A 23,723-nucleotide genomic window follows, 5' to 3' on the forward strand; every position below is an offset into this window, starting at 1 on the left:
TTTATTTCTGCTGTTGCTTGTGATGTTGGATGACTTCCTGAATGATGAAATTCAGGAATTTCTTTGCGAACTCGGGATCGAGATCGGCTTCTTGCGAAAGCCATTCGAGGCGTTCGATCTGTTTGGCCTCGCGGGCCTTGTCCGATGGCGGCAGGTCGTGCTCGGCCTTGAGCCGGCCAACCGCCTGGGTGTGCTTGAACCGCTCGGCGAGCGTATAGACGAGGATCGCGTCCAGCCGGTCGATGCTGTCGCGATGGTTTGCGAGGATTTCGGCTGCGCGTGTAGAGGCGTCAGTCATGCGGTATCTCCATGCCGCCAGACGCTGATCTGGCCATATTGATTGAGGAGCGCGGCTGCGGCTGCGTCATCGCGGCGGGCGCCCAGACGCGACGCCAGCCGGTCGGAGGCCACGTTGTCGGGCGCGACGTAGCTGACAAGCGCGCCGTCCCCGAGAAGAGCAAGACCGTGGTCGCGGGCGGCGGTCGCGGCTTCGGTGGCGAAGCCCTGTCCGCGGTACTCGGGCAGAAAGAGCCAGCCAAGCTCGGGCTCGGCATCGTCCCACTCAAGACCCACATGGACAAAGCCGGCCACGCCGCCGGTATCGCGCAGGACCACCGTCCAGAGCCCGTGACCGTGCAGAAGCCAGCCGGCGGTATAGACGCAGAAGCTCTCCCACGCCTCTTCCTCGGTGAAAGGGCCGCCAAGATGCCCTTTCTCGTCCTGGGCGAGAAGGTCGTTCCAGACCGGAAAATCCGAAAGCCGGGGCGCCCGCAGGACGAGGCGCTCGGTCTCGAAGGCCGGCAGCGTTGCGGCGTTTCGGGTGGCGGCGTCCGCGGCGGCGCCGGCGGGGGGCGTCAGGCAACGGCGGCTCATTGCAGCGCCTCCGGGGCCGGGTGAACCCAGATGTCGAGCGTGCCGAAGACCGGGTGAACGAAGGGCTTCTCGTTGGTGCAGCCAAGACGTTCGGCCAGTCGGATCGAGCGGTCATTGTCCGGCATGATCAGGCTGACGATCCGGTCCCAGCCAAGGGTGCGATAGGCATAGTCGCGCGTGGCGCGCGCCGCCTCGGCGGCGATCCCGCGTCCTTCACCTGCCTCGTAAAGAGACCAGCCGATTTCCGCCTCGGGCCAGTCCATGGGGTGGTAGATACCGACGACGCCAAGGGGCGCGTCAGTGTCCTTGTCGGCCACCATCCAGCGGCCATAACCGCGCAACTGCCACTGGCCGATGATGCCTTCCAGATGGTGAAAGCTGGACGGTGCGTCATAGGGGCCGCCCACGCCTTTTGAGCGCTCGGAGGCGCGGAACGCGATATGAGCGTCAAGGTCCGACGCCTTTGGCAGGCGCAACCGGAGACGCTCGGTTTCGATTTCCGGGATGCGGAAGGCGACGGTCATTGCAGCCGCTCCGGGGCAGGGTGGCGGTAGACCACGTGATTGGCAAAGGGCGCGGCGGGTGCGCTATCGTCCGGGCGGGCGCCGAGGCGCTCGGCCACGCGGATCGACGGAGCGTTGTCCCGCGCAATATAGCTGACCAGCGTCGGCGCGCCGAAATCGTCGAACGCCCAGTCCCGGACCGCCGCCGCGCCTTCGGTGGCGAAGCCCTGTCCTTCGGCCGGTTCCATGACCAGCCAGCCCAGTTCAAGCTCGGGGAAATGGGGCGGCTTGCCGACGCTGATCTGGCCGACCAGCGCACCAGTCTCACGCTCTACCATCGCGAAGGCGCCGTGGCCCAGAAGAGTCCAGCCTGCAACGTCCTTGCAGAAATGGCCCCACGCCGCGCGCGCATCGCAGGGCCCGCCCATCGCGACAGTCCTGTCCGAGGCCCAGAACGCGGCATAGGCCTCGAAATCACCGATTTCGTGGCCACGGAGCGTCAGGCGCTCGGTCTCGAGGACCGGGATATCGGGCACTTGGAAGGTCACTTCTTCTTTCCGAAGCCGCTCAGGCCGGGGGGAAGCTGCGTGCCGCCGCCCATGCCGGGGAAGCCGCCGGGCATCTTGGCCATCTGCGCCTGCGCCGCTTCGATTTCGGCCTGGCTGGGCATGCCGCCGCCGGGCATCCCGCCCTTGCCGCCGAACATGCCGCCCAACTGGCGCATCATGCCTTTTTTACCCATCTTCCCCATCTTCTTCATCATGTCCGCCATCTGACGGTGCATCTTGAGAAGCTTGTTGAGGTCGCTGACTTCCATGCCCGCACCCGCCGCGATGCGCTTCTTGCGGCTGGCCTGCAGAAGGGCCGGATTGGCGCGCTCCTTCTTGGTCATGGATTGGATCAGAGCGATCTGCTGGCGGAGAATCTTGTCGTCGAACCCGGCCTGATCCATCTGGGCCTTCATCTTGCCCATGCCCGGCATCATTCCCATGATGCCTTCCATGCCGCCCATCTTGAGCATCTGTTCGAGCTGGCCCCTCAGGTCGTTCATGTTGAACTGGCCCTTCTGGAAGCGCTTCATCATGCGCTCGGCCTGCTCGATCTCCAGCGTTTCCTGCGCCTTCTCGACCAGCGCTACGATGTCGCCCATGCCAAGGATACGGCCCGCGATACGCTCGGGCTCGAAGGTCTCGATGGCGTCCATCTTCTCGCCGAGGCCGACGAAACGGATGGGCTTGCCCGTGATCGCGCGCATCGACAGCGCCGCCCCGCCCCGCCCGTCGCCATCCATCCGGGTCAGGACCACGCCGGTCACGCCGATCTTGTCGTCGAATTCGGTCGCGACGTTGACGGCGTCCTGGCCGGTCAGACCGTCGACCACCAAAAGCGTCTCGCGCGGGTTGGCCACGTCACGGACGGCGGCGGCCTGGGCGATCAGCTCCTGGTCGATATGGAGGCGGCCCGCCGTGTCGAGCATGTAGACGTCGTAACCGCCCAGACCCGCCTGGGTCTTGGCGCGCCTGGCGATCTGGACCGGGTCCTCGCCCTTGACGATGGGAAGCGTATCGACGCCGATCTGCTGGCCGAGGATGGCAAGCTGCTCCATCGCCGCCGGACGGTTGGTGTCGAGCGAGGCCATCAGCACGCGCTTGCCCTCGCGCTCTTTCAGGCGCTTGGCAAGCTTCGCGGTGGTGGTGGTCTTGCCCGAGCCCTGCAGGCCGACCATCAGGATCGGTGCGGGCGGGTTGTCGATCTTGAGCGCGCCGGGGTCCGCGTCGCCCTTCAGCACATGGACCAGCTCGTCATGGACGATCTTGACCACCTGCTGGCCCGGTGTGACCGACTTGGTGACGGCCTGGCCGGTGGCTTTTTCGCCCACGGCCTTGACGAAATCGCGCGCCACGGGCAGCGAGACGTCGGCTTCCAGAAGCGCGACCCGCACCTCGCGGAGGGCCGTCCTGACGTCGTCCTCGGAAAGCGCGCCCTGCTTGGTCAGACGGTCGAAGACGCCTGAGAGGCGGTCTGACAGGTTCTCGAACATCTCTCACGGCTCCTTCGCGCCCATTGGTCCCTGGCCCGGAGATAAGCACCGGACCGCTAAACGCCAAACGCCCCCATGGGCGCGACGCGCTGATGGGGGGCGATCCCTGAACGCAGGGACCGGGAGGCTGACGTTCATCTCCCGGAAGTGGGGCGGGATTAAGCGACGGGCGCTGCTCTGTCAAGCAAACGCTGCGCCCGGCCCGGCCCGCCGGGGCTCTGCCCCGGACCCCAGGATATTTCCGAACAGGCGAAGACAATTTGACTCAAATTGTGCCTTCTTCTTTTCAGAAATACTCTCGGGGAGGTCCGGAGGGGTGAAACTCCTCCGGTCGGTCGGACCGCGCAGCGGTTCGAAACCGGATCAGGCGACGAGCGCCTCGGCTTTTTTGAGATCGACCGAGACGAGCTGGCTCACGCCCTGTTCGCTCATGGTCACGCCGAAGAGGCGGTCCATCCGGGCCATGGTCACCGCGTGGTGCGTAATGATCAGGAAGCGGGTGTCGGTCCTGCGGCACATCTCGTCCAGCATGTCGCAGAAGCGGGTCACGTTGGCGTCGTCGAGAGGCGCGTCGACCTCGTCGAGGACGCAGATCGGCGCGGGGTTTGCAAGGAACACACCGAAGATCAGCGCCAGCGCCGTCAGGGTCTGCTCGCCGCCCGAGAGGAGCGAAAGAGTGGCCAGTTTCTTGCCCGGCGGCTGGCACATGATCTCAAGTCCCGCTTCCAGCGGGTCGTCGCTTTCGACCAGCACCAGCTTGGCCTCACCGCCACCGAAGAGGTGTTTGAAGAGCATCCCGAAATTCGAGTTCACCTGTTCGAAAGCCGTCAGCAGCCGTTCGCGGCCTTCCTTGTTCAGGCTGGCAATGCCCGACCGCAGCGCGCGGATCGCTTCTTCCAGATCGGCCTTCTCGGTGACGAGTGTGTTGTGCTCTTCCTCGACCTCTTTCGCGTCCTCCTCGGCGCGGAGGTTCACGGCGCCCAGTGCGTCACGCGCGCGGCGGAGGCGCAGCACCTCTGCCTCGGTCCGGTCGGCGGCGGGCAGCGTGGCGGGGTCGGCGCCGATACCTTCGAGAAGCGCCTCGGGTGTCGTGTCCATGTCTTCCCGGATACGTTCGGCAGCGGCCTCGACCGTCTCGCGGGCGGCCTCGGTCCGGGCCTCTGCGGCGGCGCGGCGTTCGCGGGCCTCGGAAGCGGCGCGTTCGGCCTCGCGCTCGGCGGTCTTGGCGTCGCGCTCGGCGGTCTCGGCCAGCGCCAGCGCGTCGGCGGCCCTGGCCCGGCGCGTCTCTGCCTCGGTCAGGGCGTCGGCAGAGGTGGCGCGGTCTTTGGCGATCTGGTCCGGCACCAGCCGCGCCTCGGCCAGGTCGGCCTCGGTCGATGAGCGGCGCTCGGTCAGTTCCGCGATCCGCGTGCCGGCGCTGTCGAGCCGCTTCTCCCAGGTCGCGCGCTCCTTGCCGATGTCTGAAAGGCGGCGGGCGCGGGCCTCGCCTTCGCGCTTCAGCTCATCGGCGGCGGACCGTCGGGCCATCATCGTCATTCGCGCGGCTTCGACCGTCATCTTCAGGTCGTCGGCCGTGGCGCGGAGTGCGTCGAGATCGTCGAGGCCTTCGAGACCGCGCTCGGCCTCGGTCAGAGCGGCGCGGGCGGCGGTGGCCTCGTCCCCGTGGCGGGTCACGGCAAGTTCCGCCGCCTCTTTCTTGCCGGAGGCGATGTTGCGGTCGGCCTCGGCCCGGCTGAGCGCGCGGGAGGCTTCGGTCAGCGCGTGGTCGGCCTCGCGCCGGGCGGTGCGGGCGCGGGCCACGTCGGCGGAGGCCGCTTCCAGCGCGTGTTTCAGGTGGTCATGGGCGCGGGTCGCGCCGTCGGCGCGGGCTGTGGCGGCTTCGAGATCCTGCTTGAGCGCTTCGAGCCGGTTCAGTTGCTGCAGGCGAAGCGCGGCGGCGGATGGGGCATCGCCCGCGCCCGAGCGGAAACCGTCCCACCGCCAGAGATCGCCCTCGACCGAGACGAGCCGTTGTCCCGGCAGCAGGTCGGCCTGAAGCCGCGCGCCGTCGTTGCGGTCGACGAGGCCGACCTGGGAGAGGCGGCGGGCCAGCACCGGCGGCACCGAGACATAGTTCGAGATCGCGGCCACGCCCGCGGGCAGGGTCTGCGGCTTTGGATAGCCGGGGAGCGAGGCCCAGCCGGTTTCGGCATCGTCGTCGATGGCGGGCGCGCGGAGATCGTCGGCCAGCGCCGCGCCGAGCGCTTTCTCGTAGCCGGACTTCACGCTGAGGAGGTCCATGACCTGACCGCCTTCGGCGTGGTCGCGGTCGACGAGGCGGGCGAGCGCGGCAACTTCGGCCTTCAGCGCCTTGACCTCGCCATCGGCCGACGAGAACTCGGCGCGGGCCTCGGCTTCGCGGGACTGAGCCTCTTCGCGGGCGGTATCGGCGGCGACAAGCGCGTCCTCGGTACCTTGCGCCGCCTCGGTCGCGGCGGTGAGCGCGGTCTGGGCCAGCGCGAAGGCCTCACCCGCACGGTCGAGATCCTTGGCCGCCTCGGCGGCCTCCTCGCGGGCGCGGGCCTCGGCGGACTCGTTCCGCTCAAGCGTCGTTTTGGCATCTGCCAGAAGGCGTTCGGCAGACTGATGGCGCGCGGCGAGGCGGGCCACGTCCTCGGTCAGGGTCGAGAGGTCGTTCTCCCGCTCCTGCAGCACCTTGGCGGCGGCGTGCGCCTCGTCTTGTGCGGCCTTCAGATCATCCTCGTGACCATCCCCCGCAGCCGTCAGTTCGGCGCTCTCCGTGTCCAGACGCGCGATGGTGTCGCGGGCGTCGCCGTTGAGCGCGGCCTCGCGCTCGGCGTCACGGTCGAGCTGGGTCAGTCGCGCTTCGAGCGTTTCGATGGCGGCCAGCGCGCGCTTTTCCTCGTCTTCGATCTGGGCGATGCGGACCTGCACGCGGTTCAGGACGGCGGTGGCAATCGCCTCTTCCTCGCGCAAGGGTGGCAGCGCCTCTTCGGCCTTGGCGCGGGCGCCGGTGGCGGCGCGGGCGAGGCGTTCGGCCTCGGAGGCGGCGCGGGCGCGTTCGGCCAGATCGGCCTCGGCAGTGGTGCGGGCGGTTTCGGCCTCGCGCCAGCGGAGATAGAGAAGCAGCCCCTCGGCGGTGCGCAACTGTTCCCCGATCTCGCGATAGCGCGCCGCCTGCCGCGCCTGACGGGCGAGGCTGGCCAACTGGTTCGCCAGTTGCTCGATCACGTCGTCCACGCGGGCGAGATTCTGTTCGGCGCCCTTGAGCTTCAGTTCCGCTTCGTGGCGGCGCTGGTAAAGGCCCGATATCCCGGCCGCCTCTTCCAGCACGCGGCGGCGGTTCTTGGGTTTGGCGTTGATCAGCTCGCTGATCTGGCCCTGCCGGACAAGCGCGGGCGAATGCGCGCCGGTCGATGCATCGGCAAAGAGCATCTGCACGTCGCGGGCGCGCACGTCCTTGGAGTTGACCTTGTAGGCCGAGCCCGCGTCCCGCGTGATCCGGCGGACGATGTCCAGCATGTCGCTGTCGTTGAAGCCGGATGGTGCCAGACGGTCGGTGTTGTCGATGCCGAGCGACACCTCGGCAAAGTTCCGGGCGGGCCGCGTTGCGGCGCCGGCGAAGATCACGTCCTCCATGCCGCCGCCCCGCATGGCGGTGGGGCGGTTTTCGCCCATGACCCAGCGGAGCGCCTCCAGAAGGTTCGACTTGCCGCAGCCATTGGGGCCCACAACGCCCGTCAGCCCGTCCGCGATGACAAGGTCGGTCGGGTCGACGAAGCTTTTGAAGCCGTTCAGTCTGAGGCGGGTGAAGCGCACGTGTCTCTTGTCGGTCTGGTCTGATTCCGGGTGAGGAAGTGTCCGGCGGGGTTGCGCGGGAGTCAACGCCGAAACGCTAGGGACGGTGTGGAGGGGTGACTTGTCCACAAGATATCGCATGAATCCGCCGGTTATCCGGAGAGCGCATGGTGACCGGGCTTGCACGCTGCGGGCGAGGGGCTACATGCGCGGAGGGACGTTCAGCAAGATTGAGGCAGGGAATGGGTTTGCTTCTGGGACTATCGGGCTCGCTGCGCGAGGGATCGACGAATACCGGACTGGTCCGCGAGATCGCGCGCCACTGGGGTGGCGATTTCGAACTGGCCGATATCCGTTTTCCGCTGTTCGATGCCGATTTGCAGGATCGGGACGGCGTACCCGCAGAGGTGCAGGCGCTGGCCCAACGGATCGCGGAGGCGGATGCGGTCGTGATCTCGACCCCCGAATACAACCAGTCCCTGTCGGGTGTACTGAAGAACGCGCTCGACTGGATCAGCCGCACGCCGACCAAGCCCTGGGCGGACAAGCCGGTGGCGATCACGGCTGCGGCGGCGGGCCGTTCGGGGGGCGCGCGGGCGAGCTATGCTCTGCGTCTTGCGATGACGCCGTTCAACCCGCGCCTTTTGACCCGCGAGATCCTTCTGGCCGACGCCCGGAACCAGTTCGATGAGGACGGGCGGCTGATTTCCGAGCGCTACGAGGCGCAGGTGGTGACGCTGGTGGAGGCGCTCCGGGACGAGGTGGCGCGCAGCGCGTGATCGCTGTATCGGGTCGGCCAGAGGAGTGACCCTAGCGATGTCTGAGAACGCCACGACCGAGACGACCGAAGACCGGATCGACATTGCCCGCGCCGCCGCCCTGATGGCGGCGGTGGATGGCGCAGAGCGGGATTTGACCGTCGGCTCGGCCCTGCCGCCCTTCGCCCACCATGCGTTTTTCTGGGCCGCGCTGCCCGAGGCGGCGCTTGGCCGGGATGGGACGCCCGCGCCGGGGCAGGGCGGTCCGGTTCCCGATCTGGGGCTGCCGGTTCGCATGTATGCGGGCGGTCAGGTCCGCTGGCACGCGCCGTTCCGGGCCAGCATACAGGCCGAGCGCGTGTCCCGTGTCACCAGCATCACCCGGAAGGAGGGGCAAAGCGGCGCCCTGGCCTTCGTCACGATCCGCCACGACATCCGGCAGCGCGGGCAGGCCGTGCTGAGCGAGGATCAGACGCTGGTCTATCGCGGGGCCGCCGGTCCGGGCGACCCGGTGACCGTGACCGAAGAGGTCGACGAGCGCCGGGCGCTGAAGCTGACGGCGGTGGGATTGTTCCGGTTCTCGGCGCTGACCTTCAACGGGCACCGCATCCACTATGATGCCGATTACGCGCGCGAGCTGGGCTATCCCGGCCTTGTCGTCCATGCGCCGCTGATGGCGATGCATCTGGCGCTTTGGGCCGAGGAACGGCAGGGGCGGCTGGACCGGTTCGCGTTTCGCGCGGTCTCGCCCTTATATCTGGGTGACGTGGCGTGGCTCTGCCGGGCGGGGAACCGGTACTGGGTCGAGGGGCCGAAGCGCCGCCTGTGCCTGACGGCCGAGGCGGGCTAAAGCGCGTCGAAGCCGAACTCCGCCGGGATCGCGTTGCGGCCATCGAGCACGAGGTCGCACATGACCTCGGCGACACGGGGCGCGACGCCGAAGCCGATCTTGAACCCGCCGTTGGCCACGAAATGCCCCGGCCGTCCCGGCCACGCCCCCAGAAGCGGCGCGCGGCTTTGCGCGCGGGGGCGGACGCCGGCCCAACGCTCGATCACGCGGGCACCGTGCAGGATCGGCATAATCTCGGTCGCGCGCTCGACGATGTCATCGAGAAGCGCGTCGGTGGCCGTGGGAGCGTCGAAGTCGCGCTCGGAGGTCGAGCCGATGGCGACGGTGCCGTCGCGATGCGGAACGATGTGTAGGGATGAGGCGAAGATCTGCGGCGCGCCGGCGGCGTCATGGGCCAGAAGCGCAGCCTGCCCTTTCACGCCCGAGCCGACCTTTTTTCCGAGCGCCTGTCCCAGATCGGCCAGCCCGGTCCAGCCTTTGGCCCAGACGACTGCGCCTGCGTCCTCGCCTTCTGTCTCGACCGTCACGCCGCGGGCGGCCAGTGCCGCCGTCAGGCTGGTGACCGCCTGGCGCGGATGGATGAGCGCCGACAGCGTGTCGTGGATGTAGAGCCCGCTCTCGGACGGCGGGCGCCACGCTCCGGCCTCATCCGACGGGATCACGCGCCACTCCGCCGCCTCGCCCCAGAACTCCGCCGCACCTGCGGCGCGGGCGCGGGCCATGACGACTTCGCGTTCGCCCGGCAGCGGTTGCAGGCGGCCCGCCCGGGCGTAACCGGTCGAAATGCCCGACGCCGCCTCGATCTCGGGCCAAAGGGTGCGGGCGCGGAGAAGTGCCTCGAACTGGAACTGTTTCTTGGCGTTCCAGACATCCGGCGTATGAGGCTGAAGCGCACCCACCAGACCGCCCGACGCGCCCGCGCCCGGCCCGTTCGGGTCGATCACGCGGACCGTCGCGCCGCGCCTCAGCGCCTCCCACGCGATGGTCAGGCCGAATATCCCGGCGCCGCGAATGGTCAGGTCGGCCATTGCAAAGGCTTCCTTCCGCCGTCAGGTTGCTGCGCGATCCTCGGGTTGCTTATTAGGATAGCAGATGACGGCAGGCCAGTCCCCGGAGTTGTCGTGGCGCGGCGATCTGCCGATCGCGGAGGCCTTCGATGACCCCTATTTCTCGATCCATGACGGCCTGGCCGAGACGCGGCACGTGTTCCTTGCGGGGAACGGTCTGCCGGAGCGGTTCGGGCCCGGTTTCCGGGTGGCGGAGCTGGGATTTGGCACCGGTCTGAACCTCTGCGCACTGATGGCGGCGTGGCGCGGGTCCGGGGTGGACGGCGTGCTGCACTTTACCACGTTCGAGGCATTCCCGATGCGCGTGGAGGATATGGAGCGGGCGCTGTCGGCGTTCCCTGAGGTCGCGAGCGAGACGGCGCCAGTTCTGGCGGCGCTGGCGGCGGGGGCCACGCGGATGCGCCTGCCCTGGCTCGATTTCCGGATGGTGGTGGGCGATGCGCGCGAGATGCTGCCCGGCTGGGACGGCGTGGCGGATGCGTGGTTCCTCGACGGGTTCGCGCCCGAGCGGAACCCCGAGTTATGGGAGCCGTCGCTTCTGGCCGAGGTGGGCGCGCATACCGCGCTGGGCGGGACCGCAGCGACCTACTCGGCAGCCGGCGCGGTCAGGCGGGGGCTGGCAGACGCCGGATTCGACGTGGAGCGCGTTCCCGGTTTCGGCCGGAAACGCCACATGACCGTCGCGCGGAAAGGTTAACCGGCGGTCTCCAGCCGCTGGATCAGCCGGTCGATATTGCCGCCCGAGGCGTCCAGCATCGCGCCCACTTCGGCGCGTTCGGACTTCAACAGGCTGATGCCCTCGACCAGAAGATCGAAGAACTTATCGCTGCCCGAACGGTCGGAAACCATGAAGCTGACGCGGAACGGCGCCTGGCCGCGCAGGTTGGCGACGGCCTGAACCTCCTGAAAGCTCTTAACCTGCCGAGCGTCTGTCACCGTGACCTCGCCGCCGATGAACTCGCGGAAGCGCTTGCCGTACTTGCGTGCAAGGTAGCCGGTGAAGGCATCGGAAAAGCGGTTGAGCTGGCTCGACGACGCCTCCCGCGCGGGCGGGCCAAGCGCGCTGCGGGAAATGGTCGGCACATCGGCGTAGCGTTTGAAGATCGTCTCGAAGTCGCGATACATCGCCGCTTCGGACTTGCCCGAGTTGATCACCGCGTTGATGTCGCGCACGGCACCGTCGATGAGCGACCGGGCCTGCGCCGTGGTCAGCGCGGCAGCGGGCCGGATCGGCAGGGCGAAGAGAAGAGCCGAGGCAAAGCCCCCCATCAGGACGGCACGGCGACTGAGGTTACTGGTCATACAGGTCTCCATAGAGATCGTCGTAAAGTTCGGTGTCGATGGCGTCGGCGGTTTCTCCGCCTTCGGCAAAGCGGCTGCTGTCGAGGTAGAACAGGCGAAGTTGCGCGTAACTGTCGGCACTTTCATAGAGAATGCCGTCCACCGTGGTCGAGAAGGTATAGCGATAGTTCAGAAGCGATGTGCCGGTGCCCGCGACCTCAGCCTCGCGGACATCGTCCGAGAACAGGCTGAGCGGGTTCAGCGCGATATCCACCACCTGACCGACCGCGGCGCGTTCCGTCGACGGACCGAGAAGCGGCAGCTCCAGATACGCGCCTTCGGGTGTGCCCCAGACGCCGAGGGTCTGGCCGAAATCGGCGCTGCGTTCCTCCAGCCCGAAGGAAGCGGCGGCGTCAAAGATGCCGAACACGCCAAGGGTCGAGTTCACGAGGAAGCGGAACAGGTTGTGGACCGCGTCCTCAGGCTCGCCCTGAAGGGATTTGTTCGCAACGGCAGCCGGCATCCCGAGGTTCGAGGCCACATTGTCCAGACCGGTGCGGACCGGCTGAGGCACGATGTGGCCGTAGACCTGGCTGGCCGGGCGGATTGCGACGGTGTCGACCCCCTTGTTGAAGCCGTGGACCAAGCGGTTCACCGGCTCGTATGGGTCATGAATGTCGGTCGGCGTGTCGGGAACCGAGCAGCCGGCAAGGATCAGGCCGGCGACGGCCAGGCCCGGCAAGCGAAGAGAGGAAAAGAATGCAGTCATCACAAAAGAAAGGTATCGCGGACAAGTAAACGTTCTCGTCTACATAACGATTTTGCCCGGATTGAACAGGTGCGGGCCGCGAAAACACGCTCAATTTGTTGCGCCTTTGCGATTGCCTGCTTATTCACATCTGAGCGGCGCGAAACGCCCGAAAAACGGAAAGACCCGATACATGACACCAGAGATCTCCAGCCGCCTCGAAGCCCACGGGCTGACGCTTCCCGACGCACCCGCCCCGCAGGCCAATTACGTGCCATGGGTGCAGACCGGCGCGCTGATCTTCGTCTCGGGACAGATCTCGACCGATGCCGATGGCGGTCTCATCACGGGCAAGCTGGGCGACGGGATGAGCGTCGAGGACGGCGCCGCCGCCGCACGCCGCTGTGCGCTGTCGCTTCTGGCGCAGGTGAACGCGGCCACGGGCGGCGACCTCTCGCGGCTGAAGCGGGTGGTCAAGCTGACCGGCTTCGTCAACTCCACGCCCGATTTCACCGACCAGCCAAAGGTCATCAACGGCTGTTCGGACCTTCTGGTCGATCTTCTGGGTGACGCGGGGCGGCACACCCGTTCGGCGGTCAGCGCGGCGTCGCTGCCCCTGGGCGTCGCGGTCGAGATCGAAGGCATTTTCGAGATCATCTGATGCCAAAGCTGCCTGAAAGCCTGCTCACGCGACCCGTGGCCCATCGCGCGTTCTGGAACCTGTCCGAGGGCCGACCCGAGAACTCGGTGGCGGCGGTCCGCGCCGCGGCGGAGAAGGGGTTCGGGATCGAGATCGACCTACAGTTGTCCGCCGATGGGGTGGCGATGGTCTTTCACGACTACGACCTTGGGCGGCTCACGGGCGCAAGCGGTCCTGTGGCTGCCAAGACCGCTGTTGAACTGTCCGGTATCGCGCTGAAAGGCGGGGACGAGGGCATTCCGACGTTGACGCAGGTTCTGGCGGCAACCGATGGGCGCGTGCCGCTCCTGATCGAGATAAAGGACCAGGACGGTGCGCTCGGTCCCGATATCGGCCCGCTGGAAGAGGCGGTGGCGCGGGCGCTCGACGGCTATGGGGGCGACGTGGCGCTCATGTCCTTCAACCCGCACTCGGTGGCGCGGATGGCCGAGCTTCTGCCCAACGTGCCGCGCGGGCTGACCACCGACCCGTTCCGCGCCGACGACTGGCCCGTGGCGAAGGACCGGCTGGAGCGGCTGCGCGACATTCCCGATTTCGACGCGGTGGGCTCGAGTTTCATCAGCCACAACCGCCGCGATCTGGACAGCGCGCCGGTGACCGCGCTGAAGGCGCGGGGTGTGCCGGTGCTCTGCTGGACCATCCGAAGCCCAGACGAAGAGGCCGAAGCACGCCGGATCGCGGACAACGTGACCTTCGAGGGCTACATGCCCGCTTGAAGCCCGCGCGTTCAGGCCCAGTTATCACTGCATGAGGCCGGAACCGAGCATGACCGAGGCAGAATACGAGATCAGCGCCCACGGGTCGCTGACTGAGATCCCCCGCGAGGAGTGGGATGCCTGCGCCTGTCCCGAGACGGCCGATGGCGGCCGGCCCTTTGATCCGTTCACCACGTGGCGGTTCCTGAAGGCGCTGGAGGACAGCCGCTCGGTCGGGACCGGTTCGGGCTGGCAGCCGCGCTATCTGGTCGCGCGTCTCGGCGGCGAGGTAATCGGTGTCGCGCCGCTTTATGCCAAGGGGCATTCTCAGGGCGAATACATCTTCGACCACAACTGGGCTCATGCCTGGGAGCGGGCGGGGGGACGGTATTACCCCAAACTGCAGCAGGCGGTGCCCTTCACCCCCGCGACGGGTCGCCGGTTCCTGACGAAGCCGGGTCACGAGAGCGACGGCATGAGCGCGCTGGTGCAGGGCGCGCTCAGGATCGCCGAGCAGAACGGGCTGAGTTCCTTTCACGCCACCTTCTGCACCGAGGAAGAAGCCGAGCGCGGGGCCGAGATCGGGCTTCTCCATCGCGTCACCCAGCAATACCACTGGTCCAATCGCGGCTATGCCGATTTTGACGCTTTCCTTGCGGACCTCTCGTCCCGCAAGCGCAAGACCATCCGCAAGGAGCGGCGCACGGCCCAAGGCTTCGGCGGCGAGATCGTGCAGCTGACCGGCGACGATATCCGGCCCGAGCATTGGGATGCGTTCTGGACCTTCTATCAGGACACCGGCGCGCGGAAATGGGGCACGCCCTACCTGACCCGCGCCTTCTTCGACTGCGCCCACGAGACACTACGGGACGATATCCTGCTGGTCCTCGCCATCCGGGAGGGTCGCCCCGTGGCCGGTGCACTCAACTTCATCGGTCGCGAGACGCTCTATGGCCGCTACTGGGGCGCGGTCGAGCATCACGACTGCCTGCATTTCGAGCTCTGCTACTATCAGGCGATGGATTTCGCCATCGCGCATGGCATGGGCCGGGTCGAGGCCGGTGCCCAGGGTGAGCACAAGCTGGCGCGCGGCTATCTGCCCGTGGAAATCCATTCGCTCCACTGGCTGGCCGATCCGAATTTCGCGAATGCGGTGGCCGAATACCTCCGCGCTGAACGCGCGGCGGTGGATCAGGATATCGAGGTTCTGACCACCTACGGCCCCTTCCGGAAAACGACAGAAGAGGAACAGGAATGACATTGAAACTAGAGGCTTCCGAGCGCTCTGCCGCCCTGGCCGATCTTGGCGCGCGCAAATGGTCCGAGGTTGAGGGGCGCGATGCGATTACCAAGAAATTCAAGTTCAAGGACTTCGTCGAGGCCTGGGGCTTCATGTCCCGCGCGGCCATCGTGGCCGAGAAAATGAACCACCATCCCGAGTGGTCGAACGTCTACAACAGGGTCGAGATCACCTTGACGACCCATGACGCCGGTGGTTTGTCCGCGCTCGACGTTGAACTGGCAAACGAACTGGACGTGCTTTCGGGATGGAATACCTAGAACAATTCTTCGCAATCGAACTCGTCGGCGGCAGGACCGTCGGGGATCTGATGTCGCTCGAATTCCTGATCGCGCTGTTCGGGGACATCGTCCTGACGGTCGTGATCCTGATCATCGGCTTTTTCATCGCGGGCTGGGTCAAGCGCCGGATCACCCGACTGGCCGACAAGTCGCGGCATTTCGATATCACGACCGGCAGCTTTCTGGGCAATGTCGCGCGCTACGGTATTCTGGCGCTTACCGTCATTTTCGTCCTGCAGCATTTCGGCTTTCAGACGACGTCGCTGGTCGCCCTGCTGGGTGCGGCCGGTCTTGCGATCGGCCTCGCTCTTCAAGGCGTTCTAAGCGGTGTCGCCGCGGGGATCATGCTGGTGATATTCCGGCCGATCAAGGTGGGCGACTTCGTCGACATCGGCGGCCAGATGGGAACTGTAAAGGACATCTCCATCTTCACGACCGAGCTTGCAACCGTCGCCAACGTGCAGGTGATCATCCCGAACTCGAACGTTTGGGGAAACACGATCGTCAACTATTCGGCCTATGACCGCCGCCGCGCCGAATGGACCTTCGGCGTCAGCTACGGCTCGAACCTTGCCGATGCCGAGCGCATCATCCGCGATACCATCATGTCGGACCCGCGCTCGCTCTCCGATCCCGAGCCCTTCATTCAGGTCAACAACCTCGGCGATTTCTCGGTCGATTTCCTGGTGCGAGTCTGGGTGCCGGCCTCGGAGTTCTTCCAGTACCAGGCCGATATGAAGCGTCGGGTGAAAGAAGCTCTCGACGCAGGCGGTGTCGAGATTCCCTTCCCGACCCGCACCGTTCTTCAGCACAGCGACGCGTAATCGCTTCTTCTGTTCGGAAATACTCGCAGGGAGTTTGAGGGGCAGCCGCCCCTCAAATCATTTCCAGCAGCGTCTCGCCCGCGGTCATGTTGCAGACGCCGCGCTCGGTTTCCATCTGGAAGACTTCGATGGTGCCGTCATTGACCACCATCGCGCACCGCTGGCAGCGGTCGAAGAAGCCCACGGGCGGCGCGCTGAATTCGAGGCCCGCCGCCTTGGTCCATTCCGAGGTTGCGTCTGCCAGAACTTCGATCCCCACTTCCGTCGCGCCGGTGGCGTCGGCCCAATGGGCGGCGACCTGGGCGTCGTTCACGGTAATGCAGTAGATCGCATCGATGCCCTTTTCGCGGAAGGCGTCATAGGTCCGAACGAAACTCGGCATATGCGCCTGGGTGCAGGTCGCGGTATAGGCGCCGGGCAGGCCGAAGATCACGATGCGTTTGCCCGCCATGAGGTCTGATAATTCGATCTGCTCGTATCCGTTTTCGCCAGACCGGATGAGCGTTGCATTGGGAACCTTGTCGCCTACGCCGATGGTCATGTCCGGGTGTCCTCTTCATTGCCATGAGACTTCTCGCGGATATAACGCGACAGATGGAAAGGGCCAGAGGGAAGCACATGTCGGGAATTGTCGTCGTGGGAGCAGGGCAGGCGGGCGCGTCGCTGGTGGCGAAGCTGCGTGCGCTGGGCGCGGATGGCCCCGTCACGCTGATCGGCGCCGAAACACAGCCTCCTTATCAGCGCCCGCCATTGTCCAAGGGCTACCTGCTTGGCGAGATGGACGAAGCGCGGCTCTATCTGCGGCCCGAAAGCTACTACGCGGATCAGGGGATCGACCTGATGCTGGGCCGGCCCGTCACCGCGCTCGACACCGAGGCGCGGCGGATGACGGTGGGTGGCGAAGAAATCGCATATGACCAGCTAGCGCTGACCACCGGATCGGTGCCGAACCGGCTGCCGCAGTCCATCGGTGGCGATCTGGACGGGGTGTTCACCGTCCGGACGCTGGCCGATATCGACCGAATGTCGCCATTATTCGAGCGGAACGCTCGGGTTCTGGTGGTCGGTGGCGGGTATATTGGGCTGGAGGCCGCCGCGGTCGCCTCGAAGCTGGGGTTGCGCGTCACGCTGGTCGAGATGGCCGACCGCATTCTGGGCCGTGTCGCCGCGCCCGAGACGTCGGATTACTTTCGCGCGCTTCACCGGGGCCATGGTGTCGACCTGCGCGAGGGTTGCGGGCTGGAGCGGCTGACTGGCCATGACGGTCGCGTGACCGGTGCCGTTCTCGGCGACGGGACAGTGATAGAGGTGGATTTCGTCATCGTCGGCACCGGTATTCGGCCCGACACGCGGCTGGCCGAGGCGGCGGGGATCGTCTGCGAGAACGGGATCAAGGTGGACGAGATGGGCCGCACATCGGCGCCGGGTGTCTGGGCTGCGGGCGATTGCGCCGTGTTCCCGTGGCGGGATGAGATGCTGCGCCTCGAATCCGTCCAGAACGCCATCGACCAGGCCGAGGCGGTGGCGGCGAACATGCTGGGCGCCGATGCGGCCTATCAGCCAAAGCCGTGGTTCTGGTCGGACCAGTATGACGTGAAACTGCAGATCGCCGGGCTGAACACGGGATACGACCGGGTGGTGGTCCGCAAGGCTGATGGCGCGGTCAGCCATTGGTACTACGCGGGCGACACGCTGTTGGCGGTCGACGCTATGAACGCGGCCCGCGACTACATGGTGGGCAAGCGCCTGATCGAAGCGGGCCGTTCCCCCGCGCCCGAGGCGCTGGCCGATCCCGCAACCGACCTGAAGGGGCTTTTGCGCCCGTGAGGATCGTGGGCGGGCGTTTCCGGGGGCTTGGCCTTGCTGCCGTAGGCAAGGGCGATCCGGGGGCGCATCTGAGGCCGACCTCGGACCGGGTCAGGGAGAGCCTGTTTAACCTGCTGATCAACGGCGCGCTTGGCGATGCGGTGACGGATGCAGAGGTGCTGGATCTGTTCGCGGGCACCGGCGCGCTCGGGCTGGAGGCGCTGAGCCGGGGCGCGCGCTTTGTCACTTTCGTCGAGAACGGGAGGGTGGGCGCGCGGCTGATCGCAGAGAACGTGGCCAAGGCCCGGGCCGAGGGCGAGACGCGCCTGCTGAGGGTCGATGCCACGCGCCTGCCCTTGGCGGAGCGTCCGGCCACGCTGATCTTCCTCGATCCGCCCTATGGCAAGGGGATGGGCGCGCGGGCCCTCGCGTCAGCACTGGCGGGCGGATGGATCGCGCCCGGTGTGGTGATCGTCTGGGAAGAAAACGCCCCGCAGGACGCGCCCGATGGGTTCGTGCGGCTGGACGAGCGCCGCTATGGCGAGACGGTCCTGACCTTTCTCGAATACGCCGGATGACAGGCGGGCTTCGACCGGGGCCGCAGTTGCGCTAGGATATGCGTCATGACCGCCGCAGTTCTAAGCCTGTTCGGAAGCGCTCCCCGCGATGACGCCGTGCCCGCGCCGCAGCCGTCCCGTCGTCGGGCCGCCGACTGGCCGCTCATGGGCGATATCGTCTCGCATCGCGCGGGCGTGCCCGTCCACCTGATCCGCTGGCTGCGGGCCGAGGGCGAGGATGATCCCGCCCCGATGCTCTGACTTTTACTCGGCGGCGATCGTCTCGTCTTCGGCCTTTTCCACGCGTACGGCGGCAAATTTGAACTCGGGGATCTTGCCGTAGGGGTCGATGGCCGGGTTCGTGAGGACGTTTGCCGCTGCCTCGACATAGGCGAAGGGGACGAAGACCATGTCGGGCGCCACCGCGCGGTCGGCCCGCGCCATGATCCGGATCGAGCCGCGCCGCGTGGTCAGCCGCACATGGCCGCCCGGCTCGACATCCAGTTTCCTGAGCGTGGAAGGGTGGAGCGAGCAGTTCGCCTCGGGTTCGACCGCGTCGAGCACCTTGGACCGGCGCGTCATCGAACCGGTGTGCCAGTGCTCCAACTGCCGACCCGTGGTCAGGATCATGGGGTAGTCGGCATCCGGCGTCTCGTCGGGCGGGATGACGCTTGCCGGGGTGAAGCGCGCGCGGCCTTCGGCGCGGGGGAAGCGATCCCCGAAGACGATGGCCTGACCGGGGTCCTCGGGTGAAAGCGACGGGTAGGTGACCGCGCCTTCTCCTTCGAGACGCTCCCACGTGATGTTGTTCAGTGACGCCATGCCGGACTTCATCTCGGCGAAAACCTCGCGCGGGTGGGTGTAGTCCCAGGGCAGGCCGCAGCGTTTCGCCAGTTCGGTGGTGATCGCCCAGTCCTCGCGCGCCTCGCCCGGGGGCGCTACGGCGGGACGGCCCATCTGAACCTGCCGGTTGGTGTTGGTGACGGTGCCGGTCTTCTCGTAGAAGGCGGTGGCGGGCAGGATCACGTCGGCGTAGTTCGCCGTCTCGGTCAGGAAGATGTCCTGCACCACGAGATGGTCAAGCTTGGCCAGCGCGTCGCGGGCGTGTTCGACGTCGGGGTCGGACATGGCCGGGTTCTCGCCCAGGATATACATCGCCTTGATCTTGTCCTCGTGGACCGCGTCCATGATCTCGGTGACGGTGAGGCCCTTTTCGGACGACCAGTCGCCCGAGCCCCAGATCTCGGAAAAAGCCGAGCGGACGCCGTCATCGGTCACCGACTGGTAGTCGGGCAGGAACATCGGGATGAGGCCCGCGTCCGACGCGCCCTGCACGTTGTTCTGACCACGAAGCGGGTGAAGGCCGGTGCCCGGACGGCCCACATGGCCCGTCATCAGTGCCAGGCTGATCAGGCAGCGCGAGTTGTCGGTGCCGTGGATATGCTGACTGACGCCCATGCCCCAGAAGATCATGCCCGCTTTCGCGGTGGCGAAATCGCGGGCCACGGCGCGGAGCGTCTCGGCGTCGATGCCGCAGATCCCGGCCATCTTCTCGGGCGGGAAGTTGGCGAGATGGGCTTTCTCGGCCTCCCAGTTCTCGGTCATCGCCTGGATGTACTGCTCGTCGTAGAGCCCTTCTTCGACGATCACATGCATGATCGCGTTCAGCATCGAGACATCCGCGCCGGGACGGAACTGTAGCATGTGGGTCGCGTGACGCTTCAGCGCCTGTCCGCGCGGGTCCATGACGATCAGCTTGCCGCCGCGCTTGGCGAATTGCTTGAAATAGGTGGCGGCGACGGGGTGGTTTTCCGTCGGGTTGGCGCCGATCACGATGGCGACGTCGGCGTTCTCGATCTGGTTGAAGGTGGCCGTGACCGCGCCCGAGCCCACGTTCTCCATGAGAGCGGCGACGGAGGAGGCGTGACAGAGGCGCGTGCAGTGGTCGACGTTGTTATGGCCGAAGCCCTGCCGGATGAACTTCTGGAAGAGATAGGCCTCTTCATTGGTGCATTTGGCCGAGCCGAAACCCGCCACCTCGCGCCCGCGTCCCTTGAGACCGCTCGCGGCGAAGTCCAGCGCCTCGTCCCAGCTTGCCTCGCGGAAATGGGTGGACCAGTCGCCCGGATCGACGTTGAGACCCTTGGGCGGCGCGTCCGCGCGCCGGATCAGCGGCTTGGTCAGGCGGTGCGGGTGGTGGATGTAGTCGAAGCCGAAGCGGCCCTTGACGCAGAGCCGACCTTCGTTGGCGGGGCCATCGATGCCGTCGACGTATTTGACGCGGCCATCCTTGACCTTGAGCGAGACCTGACAGCCGACGCCGCAGAAGGGGCAGACGGATTTGACCTCTTCGTCGAAATCGGCGCTGTCGCCCGGCCCGGCGCCTTCGGTGACGGTGGCGGGCATGAGCGCACCTGTCGGGCAGGCCTGTACGCATTCACCACAGGCGACACAGGTGGAGGCGCCCATCGGGTCGTCCATGTCGAAGACCGGGAAGCTGTCATGGCCGCGCCCTGCCATGCCGATCACGTCGTTGACCTGAACCTCGCGGCAGGCCCGGACGCATAGATTGCACTGGATGCAGGCGTCGAGATTGACGCTCATCGCCACGTGGCTGTCATCGAGAAGCGGGATGCGCGGCTCTTCGAGGGGCGGCAGGCGGCTGTCGGTGACGCCGGCCCTGTCGGCCATGTCGAAGAAGTGGCTCGACCGGTCATGCGCGTCGTCGCGTGCGGGCTGGTCGGCCATGAGCATCTCGATCACCATTTTCCGTGCGGCCGTTTCGCGCGGCTCGGAGGTGGTGACGACCATACCGTCCGACGGCGTGCGGATGCAGGAGGCGGCAAGCGTGCGCTCGCCCTCGATCGCGACCATGCAGGCGCGGCAGTTGCCGTCGGGGCGATAGCCGGGCGCGTCCTTGTGGCAGAGATGCGGGATCGTCGTGCCAAGGCGCTTGGCGACGGACCAGATGGTCTCGCCCGGCTCTGCGGTGACGGTCTGGCCGTCGAGGGTGAAGCTGATCTTGTCGGTCATGTCGCGCGTCCTCATTCGCGTCAGAGACTAGTGGAAAACCGCCCCGTTGACAGGGTTGAATAGCGACTGCCGGGCGCGGATTTGCGGCGTCCTTCCGAAATGCGTGCGCGGTGCCCGCGCACACGCGAGGTTTTGCGCCCGGCTTCGCCGGTCGCGGTGCCTCCGGCGGGGATTTTCCGGACCCAAAGAGAGGATTGGTTTCGCTCCCGCCTTGGGGTAGGCCCGCGTGGAAGGAGAATTCCATGGGCGAAATCATTCTGGTCCGGCACGGGCAGGCCAATTCCCACGCGACCAACGAGGCCGACTATGACCGGCTGAGCCCCTTGGGGCACCGGCAGGCCGCCTGTCTTGGGGACTGGATGCGGGAGCATGGCTACGCGTTCGACCATGTCCTGTCGGGCACGCTCAGACGGCATCGCGAGACGGTGGCCGGCATGGGGTTTGACGCCGAAGAGGATGCGCGGCTGAACGAGCTCGATTACTACAAGCTGTCGGATGATCTGCACCGGGTGAAGGGAGAGCCGCATCCGACCGGCGACACCTTCGGAGATCACATGCCCAAGGTTTTTGCGGCCTGGGCCGCGGCTGAGATCGAGGGCGCGGAACCCTATGCCGCCTTCGAGGCGCGGATCGGCGAGATGCTGACCGAAGCGGCGGTGCCGGGGCGGCGTCTTCTGGCTGTGACATCGGGGGGCGTGATCGGGATGGTGCTCAGGCATGTGCTTGGTCTGGATCTGCTCAGGATGAGCCAGGTGATGCTGCCGATCTGGAACACGTCGATCCACCGGCTTCATGTGCGTGGCGACGAACCGATGCTTGCCGGTTACAACGGTATTCCCCATCTTGAGCGGCCCGATCTGGCCGACTACCGGACATATTACTGATTTCTCACATCCGCCCGAGGAGCCGGACATGCTGAAACTCTACTGGGCGCCGAACACGATCTCGATCGCTCCGGCGCTTGTTCTGAACGAGGGGGGTGTGCACTGGGAGCCCGTGCGCGTCGACTTCGCCTCCGGCGAGCAGACCGGTGACGCTTATCTTGCCGTCAATCCCAAGGGGCGGGTGCCGGCACTTGCGACGCCCGGGGGCGTTCTGACCGAGGCGGGCGCGATCATGGAGTATCTGGCGGCGACGGCCGTCCCGGGCATGGTGCCGGCGGATCCGTTTCATGCCGCCCGCATGCGCGAGGTGATGTATTACCTCGCCTCCACCATGCATGTGAACCACGCCCACAAGGTGCGGGGCGCGCGCTGGGCGGATCGGCCCGAAAGCTGGGATGACATGAAGGCCAAGGTTCCCCAGACGATGGCGGCGAGTGCGGCATATGTCGAGGGGCTGTTCGAGGACGGGCCGCTCCTGTTCGGGGACGCGCCGACGCTGGCGGATGCGTATCTCTACGTGGTGGGACACTGGCTTCCGGCGGACGGGGTCGAGGTCGGCGACTACCCGCGGCTTGTTCGTTTCATGGAGGTCATGCGCGCGCGTCCAGCGGTGCAGGCGCTCTGGGACAAGGGGATGCTCAAGTGACACATCTCTGGGTGCGGGCCGAAACCCGTGGACATGAGCGCCGCGTCGGGATCACACCCGAGGGGGTCTCCAACCTCATCGAGCAGGGGATGGAGGTGACGGTCGAGGAAGACACAACCCGAGTGATACCTTTATCCGACTATGTCGCGGCGGGCGCAGGTGCGGCGCGGACAGGCGGATGGGTCGACGCGCCGAGCGACGCCATCATCTTCGGGCTGAAGGAGTTGCCCGAAAGCGACGCCCCCCTCGTCCATCGCCACATCATGTTCGGCCATGCCTTCAAGGAACAGGCGGGATGGCAGGCGTTTCTCGACCGGTTCCGCCGGGGGGAAGGCGCGCTTTACGATCTGGAGTATCTTGTGGACGGGACCGGACGCCGGGTTGCGGCCTTCGGCTATTGGGCGGGCTATGCAGGGGCGGCGATGTCGCTTCTGGCCGTTGCGGCACAACATGGATCGACGGACGCGTTCAAGGCGGCGCAAGGTGGCGGTGGCATCATGGATGCGGCGCGGCTCGCTCAGGCGGTGCGGAACGCCCTTGCCGGGGCGGCCCCGGCCGTGATCGTCATCGGTGCCAAGGGCCGTGTCGGCGGCGGTGCGGTTCGGCTCTGCCGCGAGGTTGGTCTGGATGTGACCGAGTGGGACATGGCCGAGACGGCCCATGGCGGACCGTTCCCGGAGATCCTGCAACACGAAGTCTTTCTCAACTGCATCCTCGCCGCGCCGGGTGTGCCGCTTTTCGTCGGACCGGATGCGCTGACCGCAGAGAGGCGACTCAGGGTCATCGGGGACATCGCTTGCGACCCGACAAGCGAATATTCACCCGTCCCGGTATATGATGCGGTCACGTCCTGGGACGAGCCGGTGACGCGCGTTGCTGATGCGTCGCCGCTCGACGTCATGGCCATCGACAACCTGCCGTCGCTTCTGCCACGGGAAAGCTCGGAGGATTTCGCCGCCCAGCTCTTTCCCTTTCTCGAGCGGCTCGACCGGCTGGACGAGGGCGTGTGGGGCCGTGCGGAAAAGACGTTCCGGCATCACCTCGCCCGGCTTTGAACTTCTTCTTGGCTGAAATACTC

25 protein-coding genes are annotated in these 23,723 nt (G+C 66.6%); 14 read left to right on the forward strand and 11 right to left on the reverse strand.

Annotation, left to right across the window (positions count from 1 at the left end):
• Position 1: 1 nt before the first annotated feature.
• The 6 genes from GQ651_RS16680 to smc all read right to left on the reverse strand — a co-directional run bounded on the left by GQ651_RS16680 (position 2) and on the right by smc (position 7,236).
• Entirely contained in the window at positions 2-298 is a 297-nt protein-coding gene (locus tag GQ651_RS16680; RefSeq protein WP_160765409.1) for a chorismate mutase, read from the reverse strand.
• On the reverse strand, positions 295-873 hold the full coding sequence (locus GQ651_RS16685; RefSeq protein ID WP_160765410.1) for a GNAT family N-acetyltransferase: 579 nt from the start codon (positions 871-873) through the stop codon (positions 295-297). Before GQ651_RS16685 ends, GQ651_RS16680 begins: the two co-directional genes overlap by 4 nt.
• Positions 870-1,397, reverse strand: coding sequence for a GNAT family N-acetyltransferase (locus GQ651_RS16690; protein ID WP_160765411.1), 528 nt, complete (start codon positions 1,395-1,397; stop codon positions 870-872). The genes GQ651_RS16685 and GQ651_RS16690 overlap by 4 nt, the downstream gene beginning before the upstream one ends.
• Positions 1,394-1,924: a GNAT family N-acetyltransferase gene (locus tag GQ651_RS16695; RefSeq protein ID WP_319637474.1), complete on the reverse strand. Its 531-nt coding sequence runs from the start codon at positions 1,922-1,924 to the stop codon at positions 1,394-1,396. The genes GQ651_RS16690 and GQ651_RS16695 overlap by 4 nt, the downstream gene beginning before the upstream one ends.
• Positions 1,921-3,417 (reverse strand): signal recognition particle protein, encoded by a 1,497-nt coding sequence (gene ffh, locus GQ651_RS16700; protein WP_160765412.1) that lies wholly within the window; start codon positions 3,415-3,417, stop codon positions 1,921-1,923. The genes GQ651_RS16695 and ffh overlap by 4 nt, the downstream gene beginning before the upstream one ends.
• Positions 3,418-3,780: 363 nt before the next feature.
• Positions 3,781-7,236 carry a chromosome segregation protein SMC gene (smc, locus tag GQ651_RS16705; RefSeq protein ID WP_160765413.1) on the reverse strand — a complete coding sequence of 1,152 codons (3,456 nt, stop codon included), beginning with the start codon at positions 7,234-7,236 and terminating at the stop codon, positions 3,781-3,783.
• 221 nt (positions 7,237-7,457) lie between these two features.
• Here smc and GQ651_RS16710 point away from each other — a divergent pair, with 221 nt between their 5' ends.
• Positions 7,458-7,994, forward strand: a complete 537-nt coding sequence (locus GQ651_RS16710) for an NADPH-dependent FMN reductase (protein WP_160765414.1) — start codon at positions 7,458-7,460, stop codon at positions 7,992-7,994.
• Between the two features lie 37 nt (positions 7,995-8,031).
• A complete protein-coding gene (locus tag GQ651_RS16715; RefSeq protein ID WP_160765415.1) occupies positions 8,032-8,823 on the forward strand; it encodes an FAS1-like dehydratase domain-containing protein in 792 nt (263 codons plus the stop codon).
• Here the strand turns inward: GQ651_RS16715 and GQ651_RS16720 are convergent.
• Entirely contained in the window at positions 8,820-9,851 is a 1,032-nt protein-coding gene (locus GQ651_RS16720; RefSeq protein WP_160765416.1) for an NAD(P)/FAD-dependent oxidoreductase, read from the reverse strand. The two genes, GQ651_RS16715 and GQ651_RS16720, sit on opposite strands and share 4 nt — an antisense overlap.
• Positions 9,852-9,915: 64 nt before the next feature.
• Here GQ651_RS16720 and mnmD point away from each other — a divergent pair, with 64 nt between their 5' ends.
• Positions 9,916-10,587: a tRNA (5-methylaminomethyl-2-thiouridine)(34)-methyltransferase MnmD gene (gene mnmD, locus GQ651_RS16725; protein WP_160765417.1), complete on the forward strand. Its 672-nt coding sequence runs from the start codon at positions 9,916-9,918 to the stop codon at positions 10,585-10,587.
• On the opposite strand, the gene GQ651_RS16730 is transcribed toward mnmD, so the two are convergent.
• On the reverse strand, positions 10,584-11,192 hold the full coding sequence (locus GQ651_RS16730) for an MlaC/ttg2D family ABC transporter substrate-binding protein (RefSeq protein WP_160765418.1): 609 nt from the start codon (positions 11,190-11,192) through the stop codon (positions 10,584-10,586). The genes mnmD and GQ651_RS16730 overlap by 4 nt on opposite strands.
• Entirely contained in the window at positions 11,182-11,940 is a 759-nt protein-coding gene (locus tag GQ651_RS16735) for an MlaA family lipoprotein (RefSeq protein ID WP_160765419.1), read from the reverse strand. The genes GQ651_RS16730 and GQ651_RS16735 overlap by 11 nt, the downstream gene beginning before the upstream one ends.
• A gap of 172 nt (positions 11,941-12,112) precedes the next feature.
• Here GQ651_RS16735 and GQ651_RS16740 point away from each other — a divergent pair, with 172 nt between their 5' ends.
• The 5 genes from GQ651_RS16740 to GQ651_RS16760 are packed head-to-tail and all read left to right on the forward strand — an operon-like array spanning position 12,113 to position 15,719.
• Positions 12,113-12,580 carry a RidA family protein gene (locus GQ651_RS16740; protein ID WP_160765420.1) on the forward strand — a complete coding sequence of 156 codons (468 nt, stop codon included), beginning with the start codon at positions 12,113-12,115 and terminating at the stop codon, positions 12,578-12,580.
• On the forward strand, positions 12,580-13,335 hold the full coding sequence (locus GQ651_RS16745) for a glycerophosphodiester phosphodiesterase family protein (protein WP_160765421.1): 756 nt from the start codon (positions 12,580-12,582) through the stop codon (positions 13,333-13,335). The genes GQ651_RS16740 and GQ651_RS16745 overlap by 1 nt, the downstream gene beginning before the upstream one ends.
• Before the next feature lie 49 nt (positions 13,336-13,384).
• The gene (locus GQ651_RS16750; RefSeq protein WP_160765497.1) at positions 13,385-14,572 is read left to right on the forward strand and encodes a GNAT family N-acetyltransferase; all 1,188 of its coding nucleotides are present in this window, start codon (positions 13,385-13,387) and stop codon (positions 14,570-14,572) included.
• Entirely contained in the window at positions 14,569-14,874 is a 306-nt protein-coding gene (locus GQ651_RS16755; RefSeq protein WP_160765422.1) for a 4a-hydroxytetrahydrobiopterin dehydratase, read from the forward strand. The genes GQ651_RS16750 and GQ651_RS16755 overlap by 4 nt, the downstream gene beginning before the upstream one ends.
• Positions 14,862-15,719, forward strand: coding sequence for a mechanosensitive ion channel family protein (locus GQ651_RS16760; RefSeq protein ID WP_160765423.1), 858 nt, complete (start codon positions 14,862-14,864; stop codon positions 15,717-15,719). The genes GQ651_RS16755 and GQ651_RS16760 overlap by 13 nt, the downstream gene beginning before the upstream one ends.
• 52 nt (positions 15,720-15,771) lie before the next feature.
• On the opposite strand, the gene GQ651_RS16765 is transcribed toward GQ651_RS16760, so the two are convergent.
• Positions 15,772-16,260 (reverse strand): peroxiredoxin, encoded by a 489-nt coding sequence (locus GQ651_RS16765; protein ID WP_160765424.1) that lies wholly within the window; start codon positions 16,258-16,260, stop codon positions 15,772-15,774.
• Between the two features lie 77 nt (positions 16,261-16,337).
• Between GQ651_RS16765 and GQ651_RS16770 the strand changes: the two genes are divergently transcribed.
• The 3 genes from GQ651_RS16770 to GQ651_RS16780 are packed head-to-tail and all read left to right on the forward strand — an operon-like array spanning position 16,338 to position 18,343.
• A complete protein-coding gene (locus tag GQ651_RS16770) occupies positions 16,338-17,546 on the forward strand; it encodes an NAD(P)/FAD-dependent oxidoreductase (RefSeq protein WP_160765498.1) in 1,209 nt (402 codons plus the stop codon).
• Entirely contained in the window at positions 17,543-18,103 is a 561-nt protein-coding gene (gene rsmD / locus GQ651_RS16775; protein ID WP_160765425.1) for a 16S rRNA (guanine(966)-N(2))-methyltransferase RsmD, read from the forward strand. The genes GQ651_RS16770 and rsmD overlap by 4 nt, the downstream gene beginning before the upstream one ends.
• A 45-nt stretch (positions 18,104-18,148) precedes the next feature.
• Complete coding sequence (locus GQ651_RS16780) at positions 18,149-18,343, forward strand: hypothetical protein (RefSeq protein ID WP_160765426.1); 195 nt, start codon at positions 18,149-18,151, stop codon at positions 18,341-18,343.
• A gap of 3 nt (positions 18,344-18,346) precedes the next feature.
• Here GQ651_RS16780 and fdhF read toward each other — a convergent pair whose 3' ends face one another.
• On the reverse strand, positions 18,347-21,115 hold the full coding sequence (fdhF, locus tag GQ651_RS16785; RefSeq protein ID WP_160765427.1) for a formate dehydrogenase subunit alpha: 2,769 nt from the start codon (positions 21,113-21,115) through the stop codon (positions 18,347-18,349).
• Between the two features lie 242 nt (positions 21,116-21,357).
• Between fdhF and GQ651_RS16790 the strand changes: the two genes are divergently transcribed.
• The 3 genes from GQ651_RS16790 to GQ651_RS16800 are packed head-to-tail and all read left to right on the forward strand — an operon-like array spanning position 21,358 to position 23,700.
• Positions 21,358-21,999, forward strand: a complete 642-nt coding sequence (locus tag GQ651_RS16790) for a histidine phosphatase family protein (RefSeq protein WP_160765428.1) — start codon at positions 21,358-21,360, stop codon at positions 21,997-21,999.
• 31 nt (positions 22,000-22,030) lie between these two features.
• Complete coding sequence (locus tag GQ651_RS16795; protein WP_160765499.1) at positions 22,031-22,645, forward strand: glutathione S-transferase family protein; 615 nt, start codon at positions 22,031-22,033, stop codon at positions 22,643-22,645.
• Positions 22,642-23,700 (forward strand): saccharopine dehydrogenase, encoded by a 1,059-nt coding sequence (locus GQ651_RS16800; RefSeq protein ID WP_160765429.1) that lies wholly within the window; start codon positions 22,642-22,644, stop codon positions 23,698-23,700. The genes GQ651_RS16795 and GQ651_RS16800 overlap by 4 nt, the downstream gene beginning before the upstream one ends.
• Positions 23,701-23,723 lie beyond the last annotated feature (23 nt).

This window comes from Kangsaoukella pontilimi (genome assembly GCF_009830125.1).
GTDB lineage: Bacteria > Pseudomonadota > Alphaproteobacteria > Rhodobacterales > Rhodobacteraceae > Kangsaoukella > Kangsaoukella pontilimi.